14 protein-coding genes and 1 tRNA gene are annotated in these 16,870 nt (G+C 72.3%); 6 read left to right on the top strand and 9 right to left on the bottom strand.

The genetic code is table 11. The features are described from left to right. Window positions 1–51 precede the first annotated feature (51 nt). The gene (locus tag NBW76_RS01025) at window positions 52–663 is read left to right on the top strand and encodes a hypothetical protein (protein WP_055961547.1); all 612 of its coding nucleotides are present in this window, start codon (window positions 52–54) and stop codon (window positions 661–663) included. A gap of 78 nt (window positions 664–741) precedes the next feature. Here the strand turns inward: NBW76_RS01025 and NBW76_RS01020 are convergent, their stop codons facing one another. Then, window positions 742–2,610, bottom strand: coding sequence for a hypothetical protein (locus NBW76_RS01020; protein WP_156364634.1), 1,869 nt, complete (start codon window positions 2,608–2,610; stop codon window positions 742–744). 195 nt (window positions 2,611–2,805) lie between these two features. On the opposite strand from NBW76_RS01020, the gene NBW76_RS01015 reads away from it, so the two are divergent. Further along, window positions 2,806–2,878 (top strand) — tRNA-Arg (locus NBW76_RS01015). A gap of 42 nt (window positions 2,879–2,920) precedes the next feature. Here NBW76_RS01015 and NBW76_RS01010 read toward each other — a convergent pair. From NBW76_RS01010 to NBW76_RS00985, 6 genes are all read right to left on the bottom strand, one after another. Continuing rightward, entirely contained in the window at window positions 2,921–3,790 is an 870-nt protein-coding gene (locus tag NBW76_RS01010; RefSeq protein WP_056552094.1) for a glycosyltransferase family 2 protein, read from the bottom strand. Next, a complete protein-coding gene (locus tag NBW76_RS01005; protein ID WP_056552091.1) occupies window positions 3,787–4,815 on the bottom strand; it encodes a glycosyltransferase in 1,029 nt (342 codons plus the stop codon). Before NBW76_RS01005 ends, NBW76_RS01010 begins: the two co-directional genes overlap by 4 nt. Then, entirely contained in the window at window positions 4,812–5,936 is a 1,125-nt protein-coding gene (locus NBW76_RS01000) for a glycosyltransferase (protein ID WP_235492844.1), read from the bottom strand. Before NBW76_RS01000 ends, NBW76_RS01005 begins: the two co-directional genes overlap by 4 nt. After that, a complete protein-coding gene (locus NBW76_RS00995) occupies window positions 5,906–7,072 on the bottom strand; it encodes a glycosyltransferase family 4 protein (RefSeq protein WP_056552089.1) in 1,167 nt (388 codons plus the stop codon). The genes NBW76_RS01000 and NBW76_RS00995 overlap by 31 nt, the downstream gene beginning before the upstream one ends. A 171-nt stretch (window positions 7,073–7,243) precedes the next feature. Then, window positions 7,244–7,558, bottom strand: coding sequence for a hypothetical protein (locus tag NBW76_RS00990; protein WP_056552086.1), 315 nt, complete (start codon window positions 7,556–7,558; stop codon window positions 7,244–7,246). 4 nt (window positions 7,559–7,562) lie between these two features. After that, complete coding sequence (locus tag NBW76_RS00985) at window positions 7,563–8,045, bottom strand: pyridoxamine 5'-phosphate oxidase family protein (RefSeq protein WP_055961525.1); 483 nt, start codon at window positions 8,043–8,045, stop codon at window positions 7,563–7,565. Between the two features lie 118 nt (window positions 8,046–8,163). Here NBW76_RS00985 and NBW76_RS00980 point away from each other — a divergent pair, with 118 nt between their 5' ends. The 4 genes from NBW76_RS00980 (at window position 8,164) to NBW76_RS00965 (ending at window position 13,408) form a co-directional block, all read left to right on the top strand. Beyond that, complete coding sequence (locus tag NBW76_RS00980) at window positions 8,164–8,595, top strand: SRPBCC family protein (protein ID WP_056552084.1); 432 nt, start codon at window positions 8,164–8,166, stop codon at window positions 8,593–8,595. A gap of 171 nt (window positions 8,596–8,766) precedes the next feature. Beyond that, entirely contained in the window at window positions 8,767–10,254 is a 1,488-nt protein-coding gene (locus tag NBW76_RS00975; RefSeq protein ID WP_055961521.1) for an MDR family MFS transporter, read from the top strand. Between the two features lie 63 nt (window positions 10,255–10,317). Further along, window positions 10,318–11,037 carry a sulfite exporter TauE/SafE family protein gene (locus NBW76_RS00970; RefSeq protein WP_056552082.1) on the top strand — a complete coding sequence of 240 codons (720 nt, stop codon included), beginning with the start codon at window positions 10,318–10,320 and terminating at the stop codon, window positions 11,035–11,037. Between the two features lie 226 nt (window positions 11,038–11,263). Then, window positions 11,264–13,408: a DEAD/DEAH box helicase gene (locus NBW76_RS00965; protein WP_055961514.1), complete on the top strand. Its 2,145-nt coding sequence runs from the start codon at window positions 11,264–11,266 to the stop codon at window positions 13,406–13,408. A 90-nt stretch (window positions 13,409–13,498) separates the two neighbouring features. Here the strand turns inward: NBW76_RS00965 and NBW76_RS00960 are convergent, their stop codons facing one another. Continuing rightward, on the bottom strand, window positions 13,499–15,424 hold the full coding sequence (locus tag NBW76_RS00960; protein ID WP_056552079.1) for a glycoside hydrolase family 15 protein: 1,926 nt from the start codon (window positions 15,422–15,424) through the stop codon (window positions 13,499–13,501). Continuing rightward, complete coding sequence (gene zwf / locus NBW76_RS00955) at window positions 15,421–16,830, bottom strand: glucose-6-phosphate dehydrogenase (RefSeq protein ID WP_056552076.1); 1,410 nt, start codon at window positions 16,828–16,830, stop codon at window positions 15,421–15,423. The genes NBW76_RS00960 and zwf overlap by 4 nt, the downstream gene beginning before the upstream one ends. Window positions 16,831–16,870: the final 40 nt, after the last annotated feature.

Below are 16,870 nucleotides of genomic sequence, written 5' to 3'. Positions count from 1 at the left end.
GCCGGCACGACGTCTCCGGCAGGTGAGGGACGATCGACCTAGAGTGGGACGGTGAAGCGCTCCGCGGTGGTCCTGGTCGCGATCCTCATGTCCGTGACGGCGTGCACCGGTGGGGGTGACGAGCCCTCGGCAGCCGCCCCGTCGGCCTCGGCGTCGGCATCTGCATCGGTCGGGACCGACCCCACCGCGAGGTCGGTCGACGGCGACGTCGAGGTCTGGGACCTGACCGGTGATCCGTCCGACGCCTCGTTCGGGATCGGGAAGGCCGAGCCTCGGGCCGACTACGGCGGCGACGAGCCGCGGGCCGTGCGGTTCGAGCTCGAGGGAGGGTCGATCCAGCTCGACCTCTCCGACCTGACGTTCTACCACGAGGGCGACATCTTCGCGTTCCTCTCCCGTACGGCCGAGATCCCCCCTGACCAGCTGGCGGAGGGGTACCGCGACCTGCTCGAGGCGCTCGACGTCGACCGGGCGAGCGCCGACGCGTTCGAGGCCGAGCTCGCCGGTGCTCCCACCGACCAGACCGGTCAGGTGACCGTGAGCTATCCGGACGAGATCCGCCTCGGTGACTGGACTCTCGCGGTGAGCGCTGCGATCTCGCCGGCGGTCGGCACCGGGGTCCTGACCGTCAGTGCGGGGTACAGACCTCTGCTGGTCGGCTGAGCCGGCCCCGGCGCGACGACGGCGCCGCCCTTCGCTCGTGCGGGAGGCGGCGCCGTCGTCGTCCGTGTGCGCGTGCGATCAGCGCACGTACTTCAGGCGGTACTGGAAGGCGCCTGAGACGACCGAGTCGGCGCGGGTGGTCCGATCGGAGTTGACCACGTCGTAGCGGGTGGAGAAGAAGTCCTGCGAGACGAGGATGTCGTCGTTGCGGGACTGCTTCGACAGCAGGGTCGCGACCTCCTGGGCCGACTCCGGCTCCTTCGCCGGGACCGACAGCGGGTCCTCCTCGTCGTCGTAGTAGAAGTCCTCGTCGTCCTCCCAGTAGAACGACTCCCCGTACTCCTCGTCGTCCTCCCAGCCGCTGAGCTCGTTCGCGCCGAGGATCCGCAGCCGGCCGGTGCCGTAGGCGAAGACCGAGGTCCGGATCTCCATGACGACCGACTTGGGGGTGGCCTTGGAGTACTTGTCGGCCTTGACGAGGTTGAAGCGGAGCTTGAACGGCGTGCCCTTCTTGACGGTGAGCGTGCCGCTGGACTTGAGCCGGCCCCACGCCTTGCGCGACGGGTAGTAGCGGTCGATGGTGCCGATCTTCAGCGCCTTGTACGGCGAGGTCAGCGTGTCGTCGATCGTGACGTCGTCGACGTCGAGGTTGGCGAACTCGTTCTCCTGCAGCGCCGCGATGTCGTTGGCCACGCCGTCGGCCACGTACTCGCCGAGGTAGTCCGTGACGCTGTAGCGCTGCGTGCGCTCGAGGGTGACGGGCTTGCCGTCCTCCTTGGCCGTGCCCTTGACCGTCCACGACACGAGCGACTCGCCGCCACCCAGCTGGTCCTGCGCGAGAGCCGCGTCGCGGAAGGCGTGCGTGCCGGCGATCTCGGTCAGCGCCTCCGGGTTCGGCACGGTGGACCGGTAGGTCGTGGCGGGCTTGCCGTCGGAGCGCGCGGTCGACGTGACGATGGCGGAGTCGACGGCCTGGCCGAGGCGGCCCGCGATGCCGGCGAGTCCGTCGTGGGTCAGCGCGCCCTGGGGTGCGGCGAGGTTGGCCATCTTGAACGAGCCGACGCCGTCGGCCTGGATGAACGACGTCTTCGCACCGTGGAGGGTGCGGCTGGCGTTGCGGAAGTCCATCGGGTGCCCGAAGCCGACCACGTCGTCGCCGCAGACGGCGGTGGCGGTGCCGAGGCCGTAGCTGGAGAGGGAGCCGTAGGAGTCGGCGGCGGCGAGGTTGCCGCCGGCCACGATCGGGACCTCCTCGCCGAGGCTGGCGCCACCGGCTGCGACGTCACGCGCGGGCGCACCGGCGCGCTTGGCGATCTTGGCGTACCCGGCGGCGAACTTGGTCGGGAGGGTGATGGCCGAGACCGGCGCGATGCGGCGGGCGCCCTTGCCGAGCTCGGCGCTGCTCGCACCGGCAGCCACGAGCTGCTTCTTCTGCGACGACGTCAGCGTGATGCGCTCGGCGGGGGCCGACACGTCCTCGTCGTCGAGCAGGTCGTAGAGGTCGGCGGCCGGCGTGATGCCGGCGATGGACGACGACTCGTTGCCGCCGAAGGTGTACGCGACCGCTCCGACGAGTCGCCCGTCCTCGGCGTAGACCGGCGAGCCGGAGATGCCCGACCAGACGCCGGCGTCGATGGTGCCGTCGCTCCTGGTGATGCGCGAGCCCGAGAGGTCGAACACGAGGGTGTCGCCGTCGTCGCTCTCGAGGGTGTCGATGTAGGTGCCGCTGAAGGCCTCGGGCGTCACGTCGGACCCGCGCGAGCGGCCGGCGGTGGTGAGGCCCGTGACGGTCTGGCCGGACTCGAGGTCGGCGGCGGGGAACGCGGCGGCGCACTGCTCGAAGGACGGGGGTGCCGCGGTCGCCGGGGCGGCGACGAAGGCGACGCTGCCGGCGACGAGCGCGACGCTGGCGCACATCGACGAGGACAGCAGGGAATGACGGGGCATGGGGGAGCTTCCCTCCGACGGAAGGCCCCGGGGTCGGGGCAGGTGAGGCCACCGTAGAGCCCGGCGGGGTCGTTTCTTGGGCAAAGACGCAAAATTGGTCCGGAAGGACTATGCGCCCCGAGCGTCGTGCCCACGGAACCCGATTTCCGTCGCGCCGACGCCGTCCCGTACACTCGTCTCCGTCCTTCGGGACGTGCGCCCGTAGCTCAACGGATAGAGCATCTGACTACGGATCAGAAGGTTTGGGGTTCGAATCCCTACGGGCGCGCAGATCGGCCCCGAGCGTCTCGACGCTCGGGGCCGTCGCCGTTCACAGGGCGTCGGAGACGCCGGTGGAGGCCACGCGGTAGCCGTCGTCGTCGGCGTGGACCAAGCCGCGCTGCACGAACGCGTCGAGCCAGCCCTCCATCGGCCACCAGCCCCAGCGGGCGTGGAAGACGTGGGCGTTGCGGACGATGTCGTGCAGGTGCTGCACGGGCGGGTCCTGCGTCGGGTGGTGCTGGTGGGCGGCGCGCGCCCCACCCACCCAGGCGATCGGCACGCCGGCCGCGGCAGCGCGTTGCGCGAAGTCGGTGTCCTCCCCGCCGTAGCCGACGTAGGCCTCGTCGAAGCCGCCGATGCGCCCCCACGTCGCGGCCGTCACGGCGAAGGACAAGGACCAGAACAGCCGGTGCCCGTGGGGGTCGAGATCGACCGTGCCCGGTGGGGGCGCGGGCCGCGACCGGTGCGGTCGGCCCAGCTCGGCCACGGAGCGCAGGTCGTAGCCGCCGGGAGGTGCCGGCGGCAGGTAGGCGACCGGTCCACAGAGGAGGGCGCCGTCGCAGTCGGGTCGGCGCGAGGCGACGTCGTACGCCAGGGCGAGACCGGGCGAGGCCAGGCAGTCGACGTCGAGGAAGACCAGCAGGTCCGCCCCTCGCTCGAGGGCCGTGCGGGCTCCGAGGTTGCGGGCCGCGGCCAGCGGGAGCCCGGCGTCACTGGCGTCGATCTCGACGACGTGCGGCGTGGGCGGGAAGCCGGTCCGCCACCGCGCCGGCCACGGGTCGTCCATCGCCACGACGATCCAGTCGTCGAGGAGCACCGCCGAGCGCCCGAGGGACCGGTGCTGCAGCTGCAGGTGGTCGTGGCGACCGTGCGCGACCGTCACGACGGCGATGCGGGGCGCGGCGGCGTCGAGGTTCACGCGCCCGCCCGTCCCGCGACCTCGAGCACCACGGCGGCGAGCCGCCGCGCCCCCTGCCCGTCGTTCCATCGCTGCCACGCGGACCCGTCGAGCTCGGCGACCCGGTCGAGCACGTCGGGCCAGCCGTCGTCCGCGAACTCCTGGAGCACCAGCACCGGCAGCCGGCCGTCGGCGGCGAGTGCCGCCGCGCTCGTGCGCTGCTCGTCGTGGGGACGCTCCTGCGGGATCACCACGGCCGGGCGGCGGGCCGCGGCAACCTCGGCCAGGGCGTTCTGCCCGGCGTGGGTCACGACGACGTCGGCCCGGCAGAGCGCCGCCCACGGGTCGTCGACCCAGGTGCCGTCGGGGCCGCCCAGCAGCGTCCAGGTCCAGCCCGGTGTCGACGCCCGGGCACGGTCGAGAGCCTTGGTCGTGAGCGCGCTGCCACCCGCGCCGGAGAGGACCACGACGTGCCGCGTCCCGTCCTCGGACGGTGCCGGGCCCGGCGGCACGGGCTCACGGCCGTCGAACCGGGAGAAGGCGCCGACGTGGACGAGGCGTGGGTCGTCGGGTGCCACCCCGCGCACGACGTCGGCGACGTCCGCAGGCCACGGCGCCACGAGCCGCTCGGCGAGGCCCAGGCCCAGCGTGTGGGGAGGATCCGTCCGGTCGCCGGGCTGGATCAGGGACACGACGGGGACGCCGTGCAGGCGGCACAGCGTGGCCACCTCGACCGACGTGTCGACGACGACGACGTCGGGTCGAGTCGCGTCGATCCAGCGCGAGATCGTCGACATGCGCGAGCGCAGCCCGGGGTGCCCTCGTGGGACCCAGTGGAAGGTCCCACCCGCGGTGGCGTCCTCGGGCAGCTCGAACGGGTCGGCGTCCGCGTCCGGGTCGAGCTGGACCCAGAGCTGCGGCCATCCTGTCGGCCGCGGCAGCGACGACAGCCCGGTGACCTCGGTGCCCGACGGCAGGTGGGGGAGCAGGGAGCCGGCGCGCGTCACGTGGCCACGGCCGTGGTGGTGCACGTAGTAGCCGATCATGCCGGCGTCTCCGCGACCGACGACACGGTGCTCGACGGACGCGGCGCCCCGGCGCGGCGGTACAGGTCCTCGTAGCGGCGGACCATCCGGTCGAGCGAGCAGTGGCGCACGGCGTGGGCACGCACCGCCGCGCGGTCGAGGGACGCCGCCTCGAGTGCCGCGCGCGCCAGGTCGTCGACGTCGTCGGGTCGCGCCAGCCGGCCGGCGTCCACCCCCACCACCTCGTCCAGTGCGCCGCGGGCGAACGCGGCCACCGGGGTGCCGCACGCCATCGCCTCGGCGGCCACGAGCCCGTACGGCTCGTCCCACTGCGGTGACACGAGTGCCACCCGGGCACGGCCGACCACGTCGGCCAGCTCGTCGGTGCCGAGGTGGCCGAGCAGACGCGCGTCGTCACCGAGCAGCGGCGCCACCGTCTCGGCGAAGTAGCCCGGATCGAGGACCGGGCCGGCGAGGTCGATCGGCAACCCGGCACGTCGGGCCGCGGCGATGGCGAGGTGCGGCGCCTTCTCGGGGACGATGCGGCCGGTCCACACGGCTCGGTCGCCGCCCGGGCCCGGACGCCACCGGTCCGTGTCGACGCCGTTGGGCACCACGTCGGCGCTCACCACGTGCGACCAGGCCTGGGCGGTGTGACGACTCACGGCCGCGAAGCGGGTCGTGGACGGCGCCAGCGACATCGCCGACTCCAGCCAGCCGAGCGGCGGCGTGTGCAGCGTCGTCACCATCGGCAGGCTCAGCGCCGACGCCATCGCGACCGGCAGGTGGTGCAGGCTGTTGTTGTGCACGACGTCGAAGCGCTCGTGCCCGTGGCTCACCAGGTCGAGCATGAGCGCGAGGTAGGCGTGGTGATCCTGCATCCACGTGTCAGGGTGTGCGCCGACGTCGGCGCGTGCGGCGTCGCTCGGACGGAAGCGTCGCACCGGCAGCTCCTCGACGCCGAGCGTCGGGTCCGAACCCGGCGCGGCGAACACGCTCACCCGGTGACCTCGCGCCGTGAGCGCGGTCGCGAGCGTGGCGGTGTGGGCCTCGAGGCCGCCCTGGAACGGCTCGGCGATCGGGAAGCGTGACGAGGCGACGAGGCAGACCCTCATCGCCGTCCCGCCGCGGGGAGCGTGCACGCGTCGGTGACCAGGCTGCCGTAGATCTCGGCGTGCGCGGCGGCGAGGTCCTGCCGTTGACGCAGGCGCTCCGCCGCCGTCGGCGCCGGGACCGGCGTCGAGGTGTAGGCCTCGAGCACGGCCGCCTCGAGGCTGCGTGCGTCGAAGGCGTCCTCGGTCAGGGTGAAGGAGTGCACCGGCGCCTGGTCGGCGTAGTGGCCGCAGGTCGGCGCGGCCACCGGGGTGCCCACGTCGCGGCAGAGCTCGAGCCAGCCCGAGTGGGTGCCGAAGCGGTACGCCAGGACCGACAGGTCGAGCCCGGCGAGGTGGTCGACGAGCTCGTCGTCGGAGAAGTAGTCGTGCACCCGGACGTCCACGTGGTCCGGGGCGTCGGCGAGCATCCCGGCGAGCCCGGGCTCGAACCGGGCGCCGCCGGGGTCGAGGACGTCGGTGTGCCCGTCGACCTGCAGCACGCCACCGGGCAGCCGGCCCACGGTGTCGACCAGCACGGGCAGCACCGACATGGGGTCCATGCAGGCCCGCAGGCTCTTGACGTGCAGGCCGACGCGGAACTCGCCCCCCACGCGGTCGATCCGGGTGGCGGGCGCCTCGCGCACGCGGGTGCGCCGCTCCATCTCGGCGAGGTCCACCACGTGCGGGTGCGGGAGCACGACCGCGTCCCGCCCCCAGCGGCGCCGGATCTCATCGGCCGCGCCGGGGGTGAGGGTGACGACCACGTCGGCGGCGCGCAGGAGCACGTCGAGCTGCTCGTCGTGCAGGTCCGGCGTCGGGTGGTGCGGGTTCCGCAGGTCGTGGACCGTGTGCACGAGCGGCTTGTCGTAGGTGGTGAGCGCGTGCACGACCTCCTCCAGCTGAGACGGCGCGAGCGCGTCGAAGCCGAACTGCAGGTGCATGACGTCGAAGTCGTCGTGGTGCCGCTCGATCCATCGGGGGTCGAGCATCGCCGGCGGCCACCACGGGGTTCCCGGGACGAGGGTGCCGCCGTCGGGTGCGGGGTCGAGAAGGCGTTGCACGGCGTCGTCGTGCAACGGGTCGGGCGCGGACAGGTGCTGCACGTACACGTGGGACGCGGGCACGGACGCGACGCGCAGCCACGTGGGGGTGGTGGTGGCGTCCGCGGCTCCGGTCAACGTCATGCACTCGTCCTCTCGATCGACCTCGGCGGACTCGAGCCGCCGCCCTGGGCGTACCCGCTGACGAGACGTCGAACCGCGCGGCGCCGTTGCGAGGAGGTGGGCAGAGGAAGGCCGCCCCGGGAAGGGTGCCCGGGGCGGCCTGTCGGTGGTCCTCCACGGCGAGGCCGTGGCTCAGAGGTCGAGGGTGCCCACCCAGCGTTCGCCCTCGTCGCCGCCCCAGGCGTCCCAAGCCACGCGACCGGGTGACGGGAAGCCGTCGGTGCCGTGCTTGAAGCCCTTCGCGTCCTTGTCGACGGAGTGCCGCGCGAAGTAGGCGCGCATCTTCGTGGCCTGCTCGTCGCTGAGCTCCTCGCCGTTCGCCAGTTGGTGGGCCCGGTGCCGGCCGGTGTCGGTGAAGTTCCGTCCGGCCTTGCCGTCCTCGATCCACCGCACCGCACGCTGCGCCGTCTCCTGCACGCCCTTCGGCGGCTGGTGCTCGCCGCTCATCGGCTCAGGGGTTCTCGACGACGCCGTGGTCGCTCTTGTACGGCTCGCCGGTGACCTTCGACTTCACGAGGCTGATCGCCGTGGCGACCTTGCTGCCCGGTGTGTCCCAGTACTCGGCGCGATCGACCCTGACCTTGATCAGCGTCGAGTTGCTGCCCTCGGGTCCCTCGGGGAGCCACGCCTCGGCGAAGGAGCTCCACAGCTCCTTGAGCTTGTCCAGGTCGTCGACCACCTCGGCGCGGCCGGTGAGGGCCACCCACGAGTCCGAGGAGCTGAAGGTCAGCTGCACGTCGGGACGCTTGGCGACGTCCTGCGTGTGCTCGGTGTCCTTGGCCGTGATGAACCACAGCTCGGCGGGGTCGAGGTCGGTGTCCTGGCGCGCCATCGGGATGCTGCGCAGGGTGCCGTCGTCGGTCGTCGTGGTGAACATCGCGATCCGCAGGTCGGTCAGCAGGTCGTCGAGCGTCTTCTCTTCTCCGGTGCTCATTCTCGTTCCCCTCTTCGTGGTGTCTTTCCTCCAACGTAGGTCGGGCTGCAGGGTGCCGCAGCGCGAGCGAGTCGCTCGTCGGGATGCCCGCTTCCGGATCGTCGCGCAGGCTGGAGACATGACCGAGATCAGCAGGACCTTCACCGTCGAGCCCGCCCCCGCGACCGTCCTCGAGTACCTCAAGGACTTCTCCCACGCCGAGCAGTGGGACCCCGGCACCGAGTCGTGCACGCAGAACGGCGCCGGCCCCGTCGTCGTCGGCACCACGTGGCACAACACCTCGAAGATCGCCGGCGTGAGCACCGAGCTGACGTACGAGCTCACCGAGCTCGACGACCGCCACGTGCAGTTCGTCGGCACCAACGAGACCGCCCACACCACCGACACGATCACCGTCGAGCCGCACGGCACCGGCAGCGAGATCACCTACGTCGCGAACATCGAGATGAAGGGGGCGGCCAAGCTCGCCACCCCCGTCGTCAAGCTGGTCTTCGAGAAGATCGGCAGCGACACCGAGGACGACATGGTGCGGGTGCTCAACGGGCTCTGAGCCGAGACGCCGCCGGCTGCGCCGTCGGCCGGGGAACACCTGGCCGGGTGAGGGCGTTGGAAGGTTCTGTCGGCGGAGCGTGGTGACATGGTCCGCATCGTGTTCCGATCAGGAATACTGACGTCACGGACCAGCGCACCGCGCGCACCAGCACCGAGCACCAGGGGTGGCATGACCAGCACGACCCAGCACGACGTCGACGTCGAGACGTCCGGCCCTGAGACGACCGGCAGCGGGGCACTCCCGCGCGAGCACGTGCTCGTGATCGCCACCCTCCTGGTGGCGTCGTTCGTGGTGATCCTGAACGAGACCGTCATGAGCGTCGCCATCCCCGTCCTCCAGGAGGACCTGGGCGTGCCGCCGTCGACGGGCCAGTGGCTCACCACGGCGTTCATGCTCACGATGGCCGTGGTCATCCCGCTCACCGGCTTCCTCATCCAGCGGGTCGCCACGCGGACGCTGTTCGTCGCGGCCATGTCGCTGTTCACGGCCGGCACCGCGCTCGCGTTCTTCTCGACCACCTTCGCGGTGCTGCTCGTGGCCCGCGTGGTCCAGGCGTCCGGGACCGCGGTCATGCTGCCGCTGCTCATGACCACGGTCATGACGATCGTCCCGGCTGCTCGCCGCGGCGCCATGATGGGCAACATCACCGTCGTCATCGCGGTGGCTCCGGCGCTCGGGCCCACGATGTCGGGCTTCGTGCTCGACCACCTGGGCTGGCGGTGGATCTTCGGCGTGGTCGCTCCCATCGCGCTCGCCGCGCTGGTGATCGGTGCCCGCTACGTCGTGAGCGTCTCGGCCACGGGGAACCAGCGCATCGACGTCGTGTCGGTGCCGCTGTCGGCGCTCGGCCTCGGCGGGCTCGTGTACGGCCTCGTGGGCATCGGCGAGCACGCCCAAGGATCGTCGGGCACCCCCACCTGGCTGCCGTTCGTCGTGGGCACGGTGGCGCTGGCCGCCTTCGTCGCCCGCCAGCTCCACCTGCAGCGCACCGACCGCGCCCTGCTCGACCTGCGCGTGTTCACGTCGGGCCAGTTCCGCATCGCGCTCGGCGCGATGCTCATCGGCATGTCGGCCATGTTCGGGTCGTTCCTCCTGCTGCCGCTGTTCGCGCAGCAGGCCCTCGGGCTCTCGGCGCTGCAGACCGGCCTCATCACGCTGCCCGGCGGCATCGTCATGGGCGTCACCGGTCCTTTCGTCGGCCGGCTGTACGACCGGTACGGCCCGCGGGTCCTGGCGGTGCCTGGGTCGGTGCTCGTCTCGGCCGGCCTCTGGCTGCTCGTCGACGTCGACGCGGACACGTCGCTGGCCTGGCTGGTCGGCGCCAACCTCGTGCTCATGCTCGGCCTGTCGGCCACGTTCACGCCGCTCATGACGACCGCCCTCGGATCGGTGGAGCCGCGGCTCTACTCCTACGCGAGCGCCGTGGTCAGCACCCTCCAGCAGGTGGCCGGTGCTGCGGGCGCGGCGCTGTTCATCACGATCATGACCGTGGTGTCCAGCGCCGGCGTCGAGTCCGGGATGGGCGAGGGCGCCGCCTTCGTCGACGGTGTGCGGCGGGCGTTCCTGGTGGGCGCGCTGCTCAGCCTGCTGCTCGTCGCGCTGGTGCCGTTCCTGCGCAAGCCCGACGCCGAGTCCGCCGCGCCCGCCGTGCACTGACCCCGGCCCGGAGGCCCCGCGAGGCGGTGGCGAGGCGGTGCCTAGGGTGGTCGCGTGGGGGAGATGAGCACGGTCGCGCTGGTCGTCGTGCTCCTCGCGATCGTCCTCGGTGCCTTCGTGCAGTCGACGGTGGGCATCGGTCTCGGTCTGGTCGCCGCTCCCGTGGTCACGCTCGCGGCCCCGCAGCTCATGCCCGGCGGGATGCTCATGGTGGTCGTGCTGCTGCCCATCGTGACGCTCGCCCGCGAGCGCGACGAGATCGACTGGGGCGGACTCGGGTGGGCCTTCCCGGCGCGCGTCGTCGGGACCGTCGTCGGCGTGTGGGTCGTGGCGAGCGTCGACGACCGTCAGCTCGGCATCGCCGTCGGCGCCATGGTCCTTGCGGCGGTGCTCCTCACCGCGCGCACCGTGGTCATCCCGGTCAACCGAGGAACCCTCAGTGGTGCCGGATTCGTCAGCGGTGTCACCGGGACCGCGTCGTCGATCGGCGGTCCACCGCTCGCCCTGCTGCTCCAGCGACGGACGCCCCGGCAGATCCGGACCACGCTCGCGGTCTACTTCCTGCTCGGGTCCCTGCTCAGCCTCGTCGGGCTCGCCTGGGCCGGCGAGCTCACCGTCGACGAGGCCTGGTTCGCGCTCGCCGCCGTGCCGGCGCTCGTGCTCGGCTTCGCGGTGAGCGGGCCGCTGCGGCGGCGGCTCCCGGCCCACGTCGTGCGACCCCTCGTGCTGCTCGTCAGCGGGGCGTCGGCCGTGGCCCTCATCGTCCGCTCGACGTTCGGCTGAGAGGCTCCCGCACCCCGAAACGCCCCGCACGCAGGCGTCGTGCACCGCAACGGTCTACACTTGGCCCAGCAGGTGCCGCACGGCCCGCGCTCGTGGGGATGACGCTCAGCCGCCGCCCCACCGCCGATCTCACTGGCGGGCGAGCCGCCGTACGCCCTGTCGCGGGGGACGGACCAGCCGTCCGCCGCCGACCGTGACGGACGTCCGGTCGCGGAGGAGGAGCCTGTTGGCCACACGAACCCAGCGCCAGAACCCCCAGCGCCAGAACGCGCAGCGCCAGAACGCGCAGCGAGGCAGCAACGGGCCACGGCGCAAGAAGCACGACGACGACACCGGCCTCATGCCCGTGCTCGCCAAGGCCGTGCGCGAGGTCGAGAACGCCGTCCAGCGACGCCGCGTCACCGCCACCACCCGCGCCACCTTCCAGGCCGTCGGCCTGCTCGTCCGCGAGGAGCGCGCCCGCGTCAAGACCGCGACCGACCTCACCGAGCCCCAGCGCGCCGACCAGCTCAAGCGACTCGACGGTGTGGCCACCATCCTGGCCAAGACCGCCACCCGCGAGCCCGCCCTCCTCATGCTCCTGACCGAGGAGGCCGAGGTCTCCGGCTCCACCCTGGCGCTCAAGCGCGAGCTCATGGCGGCCGCCGGCCTCGAGCTCGCCGCCGAGCCCACCCCCGATGCAGCCGTGCGCGTCGACCGCTCCGTGGTCCCCCGCTCCGTCATCGCGCGCCAGCTGGCCAACCCCTTCATGGCCCCCGACTTCACCGACGAACCGCCTCCGCGCACCGGCCCCAGCCGTCTGGCCACGTGGGAGCTCCTCGGCCCGCTGCTGTCGTCGTTCGAGCGCGCCGCGGCCGGCGCCCCGGCCTGCATGGAGCTGCCCGAGCCGATCCCGGGCATCGTGCGCGGCCCCGAGCTGATGCGCCACCAGGCCGAGCTCGTCGCTGCTGCGGCCGACGGTCACCGCACCTTCTTGCTGGCCGACGAGCCGGGCCTGGGCAAGACGGCCCAGTCGCTGCTCGCGGCCCAGGCCGCGGGCGCCTTCCCGCTGCTCGTCGTCGTCCCCAACGTGGTCAAGGCCAACTGGGCACGCGAGGCCGGGCTCTGGACGCCGCACCGCCCCGTCACCGTGGTGCACGGCAACGGCGACGACATCGACGCCTTCGCCGACATCGTGGTCGTCAACTACGAGATCCTCGACCGGCACGCCGGCTGGCTCGGCGACCTGGGCTTCCGGGGCATGGTGCTCGACGAGGCCCACTTCATCAAGAACACGTCGTCGCAGCGCTCGCGCCACGTGCTCAAGATCGCCGACCGGATCCGCAGCCGCACCTCGCGGCCGCTGATGATGGCGCTCACCGGCACCCCCCTCATCAACGACGTCGACGACTTCCGCGCCATCTGGCAGTTCCTCGGCTGGATCGACGAGAAGAAGCCGATGCCCGAGCTCATGCACGCGCTCGACGAGACCGGTCTGACCCCGCTCGACGCCGGCTTCTTCCCTGCCGCGCGCCAAGCCGTCATCGACCTCGGGATCGTGCGGCGCCGCAAGATCGACGTGGCCGCCGACATCCCCGCCCGTCGCATCGCCGACATGCCCGTCGAGCTCGACGGCGAGGCCGGGCGGTCCATCCGTGCGGCCGAGGCCGAGCTGGCCCGCCGTCTGGTGGCCCGCTACGACCGCGCCGCCGCCGCTCGCATCGAGGCCGGCCACCCGGTCGCGGAGGTCCTCGACCTCGACCTCGTGCGCAAGGTCGCCGCCTGGGAGCGCGAGGAGGCCAACGAGTCCACGGGCGAGAACGTGTTCTCCATGGTGCGTCGCATCGGCCAGGCCAAGGCCGGGCTCGCGGCCGACTACACCGCTCAGCTGGCGCGCAGCGTCGGCAAGGTCGTGTTCTTCGCCAAGCACCTCGACGTGATGGATGCCGCGCAGAAGGCGTTCGAGGAGCGTGGCATCGGCTACACCTCGATCCGGGGCGACCAGACCGCCGCGGCCCGCACCAAGGCGATCGACGCGTTCCAGAACGACCCGGGCACGCAGATCATCGTCTGCTCGCTCACCGCGGCCGGCGTCGGCATCAACCTGCAGGTCGCGTCGAACGTGGTCCTGGCCGAGCTGTCGTGGACCGACGCCGAGCAGATGCAGGCCATCGACCGCGTGCACCGGATCGGGCAGAGCGAGCCCGTCACGGCGTGGCGCATCATCGCCTCGCAGACGATCGACAGCCGCATCGTCGAGCTCATCGACAGCAAGGCCGGGCTCGCCGCGCGTGCCCTCGACGGTGAGGACACGGAGGTCGAGGCGACCGACGTCCAGCTCGAGGCGCTCGTCGGCATCCTGTCCGACTCCCTGCGCTCCCGCCGCCGCTGACCCGAACGTCTCCCCGTCTCGGACACTTCTGGGGGTGTCCGGAGCCCGAAAGTGCCCCGGACGTGTCCGAGACGGAGGGACTGGCGCGGGTCAGCCGAGGGCGCGGTCGAGGTTGATCGCGGCACTGATGAGCGAGAGGTGCGTGAAGGCCTGCGGGAAGTTGCCCAGCTGGTCACCCGTGGCGCCGATCTGCTCGGCGTACAGCCCCAGGTGGTTGGCGTAGGTGAACATCTTCTCCAGCGCCACCTCGGCCTCGCGGTGCCGTCCGGCCCGGGTCAGGGCCTCCACGTACCAGAACGAGCACAGGCTGAACGTGCCCTCGCCGTCGTGCAGGCCGTCGCCGTCGGTGTCGGTGTCGGCGACGCCGTCGGGCGCGGCGTGCACGTCGTAGCGGAACACCAGGCTGTCGGCGACCAGCTGGTCCTCGATCGCGGCGAGCGTGGAGAGGAAGCGCGGGTCCACCGGCGAGCAGAACTTGACCATCGGCATCAGCAGCACGCCCGCGTCGAGCACGGGGGCGTCGGCCTGGTCCGCGTCGGGGTCGACCTCGGCCAGGGTGAACGTGCGGTGGTGCTCGTCCCAGTGGTTCGTCAGGATCTCGTCGTGGATCGCGTCGCGTACCCGCGCCCACGCCGACAGGTCACCGGGCAGCCCTCGCTGGCGGGCCATGCGGATCATCCGCTCCACCGCCACCCAGCACATGAGCCGGCTCGTGGTGTGCGCCCGCACGTCGCCGCGGATCTCCCACATGCCGGCGTCGGGTGAGTCCCAGTGCTCCATCACCCAGTCCAGCACGCGGCGCAGGTCGTTCCAGGCGTCGTGGCTGATCCCGGGGCCGTACTTGTCGAACAGGTAGACCGCGTCGATGACCTCGCCGTAGATGTCGAGCTGCAGCTGGTCGACCGCGCCGTTGCCCACTCGCACCGGGCGCGAGTCGGCGTAGCCGGCCAGGTGGTCGAGCGCGTGCTCGTCGACCGGCGCCGACCCGTCGATGTCGTAGAGCACCCGCAGGGGTCCCAGTCGCTCGGCGTCGTCGCGCTCCTCGCCCAGACGCTCGGACAACCAGCGCGTGAACGCGTTCGCCTCCGAGGTGAACCCGAGCCGGAGCAGCGCGTACAGGCTGAACCCGGCGTCGCGGATCCACACGTACCGGTAGTCCCAGTTGCGGGAGCCGCCGATGGTCTCCGGCAGGCTCGTCGTGGGCGCCGCGACGACGGCGCCGGTCGGCTCGTGCGTGAGCAGCTTGAGCGTGATCGCCGACCGGTGCACGGTCTCGCGCCAGCGTCCCTTGTAGGTCGACTGCGAGATCCATCCTCGCCAGAACGCCGACGTCGCCACGAAGAGCGCCGACGTGTCCTCGACGCCGCACGTCTGGAACGCCGACGGCTGCCCGTCGGTGGTTCCCGTCGGGTCCTCGCCGGCGTCGAGGACCTCGAGCACGAACAGTGCGTGCTCGCCCTCGTCGAGCGTCACCTCGGCGACGACGTCGAGCCCGTCGACCTCGAGCGCCACCGTGGAGCTGATCCCGAGCCGGACGGCGGGATCGTCGCCGAGCGCCGGAGCCGACACGACGATGCCGCCGTCGACCTCCTCGACCTCGGGGTCCTGCCGTGCGTAGTGCGGTCGTGCCGCCACGCGAGAGCGCACGACCGACCGGCCGCGCACCGCGGTGACACGCCGCACGAGTCGTTGGCGGTGGTCGGCGTCCTCGGCCTTCAGCACCGGCATGAAGTCGTGCACCTCCACGACGCCCTCCTCGGTGAGGAAGCGCGTGGCGAGGATGGCGGTGTCGGGGAAGTAGAACTGCTGGGAGCGCACCGAGCCGTCGACGGGGCTGAGCTCCCACGACCCTCCCTTGTCGGCGTCGAGCACCGACGCGAAGACGCTCGGTGCGTCGAAACGGCCCGGGCAGAACCAGTCGATCGTGCCGTCGGTGCCCACCAGTGCGGCGGTCCGCAGGTCGCCGATCAGTCCGTGGTCCGCGATCGGCAGCGGTGGCGTGGTCGGGCGAGTCACCGCAGGTGCCAGCCGCGCTCGCCCGCGAGATCGAGTGCCGCCTGGGGTCCCCAGGACCCCTGGGCGTACGTCTGCACCGGTGGCGGGTCCTCCAGCACGGGCGTGATGACCTGCCAGAGCCGGTCGACCTCGTCGCCCCGGGTGAACAGCATCTGGTCGCCCTGCATCACGTCGAGCAGCAGGCGCTCGTACGCCTCGAGCGGCCGGTGCTCTTCGTCCTCGTCCTCGGCGTCGGGCAGCGTGAGGGTGGCGGCGGCACGCTCGAGCTCGAACGTCGGCCCGGGGCGCTTCACGTTGAGGCTCGCCGTCACCTCGGGCACCTCGCCCAGCTCGAGGACGAGACGGTCGTCGCCGTCCTCGCGCGACTCGAACAACGGCTCGGGTGCGCGGAAGAACAGCGTCACCGTCCGGCGGGTCGCCGCCATGGCCTTGCCGGTGCGCAGCAGGAACGGGACACCGCGCCAGCGGTCGGTGTCCACGTGCACGCGCACGGCCACGAAGGTCTCCGTCGTGGAGTCGGCGTCGACCCCGTCCTCGTCGGTGTAGCCCTCGTACTGCCCGCGCACCACGTCGTCGGGGGCCAGCGGCTGCACCGCCTCGAACGCGGCGGCCTTCGCGTCGCGCAGGTGGTCGGCGTCGATGCCGTCGGGCCGCTCCATGGCCAGGAAGCCGAGGACCTGCGACAGGTGCGTGGAGACCATGTCGCGCAGTGCACCGGTGGCCTCGTAGAACGCGCCCCGGCCCTCGATGGTCAGCTCCTCGGGCACGTCGATCTGCACGGCGCACACGTGCTCGGCGTTCCACGACGGCTCGAGCAGCCCGTTGGCGAACCGCAGCGCCAGCACGTTCTGCACCGCCTCCTTGCCCAGGAAGTGGTCGATGCGGAACACGGCGTCCTCGCCGGCGACGTCGTCGAGCGTGGCCTGCAGCGAGCGCGACGACTCCAGGTCGGTGCCGAACGGCTTCTCCACGACGATGCGGGCGTCGTCGGCGATGCCCTCGGCGCCCAGCATGCGGATCATCGGCTCCATCGCGGCGGGTGGCACCGACAGGTAGACCAGGCGACGGGCGTCGTCGCCCAGCTCGGACTCGGCATCGCGCACCGCAGCCGCCAGGGCGCTGCCGTCGTCGGCGTCCGACGTCTGGAACGTCACGCGGGAGACGAACGCGTCGGCGACGTCGGCGTCGAGCTCGTCGACCGTGTCGCGCAGACCGTCGAGCACCTGCTGGGCGAAGTCGCCGTCGGGCTCGTGCCGTCCTGACCCGATCACCCGGTAGTCGGCGGGGAGGCGGCCGGCCGCGGCCAGGCGGTACAGGCCGGGGAACAGCTTGCGACGGGCGAGATCGCCGGTGGCGCCGAAGAGCACGACGACGTGCGGCGGCAGGGCGGTGGGGGAGTCAGGCACGACACGTCCTCGCGTCGGGGGAGCAGGGGCACCACCCACG

Origin of the sequence: Aeromicrobium sp. Leaf245 (assembly GCF_942548115.1) — a bacterium.
GTDB lineage: Bacteria > Actinomycetota > Actinomycetes > Propionibacteriales > Nocardioidaceae > Aeromicrobium.
The sequence above is the reverse complement of the archived record's forward strand: the minus strand, read 5'-3'. Positions and strand labels throughout refer to the sequence as shown.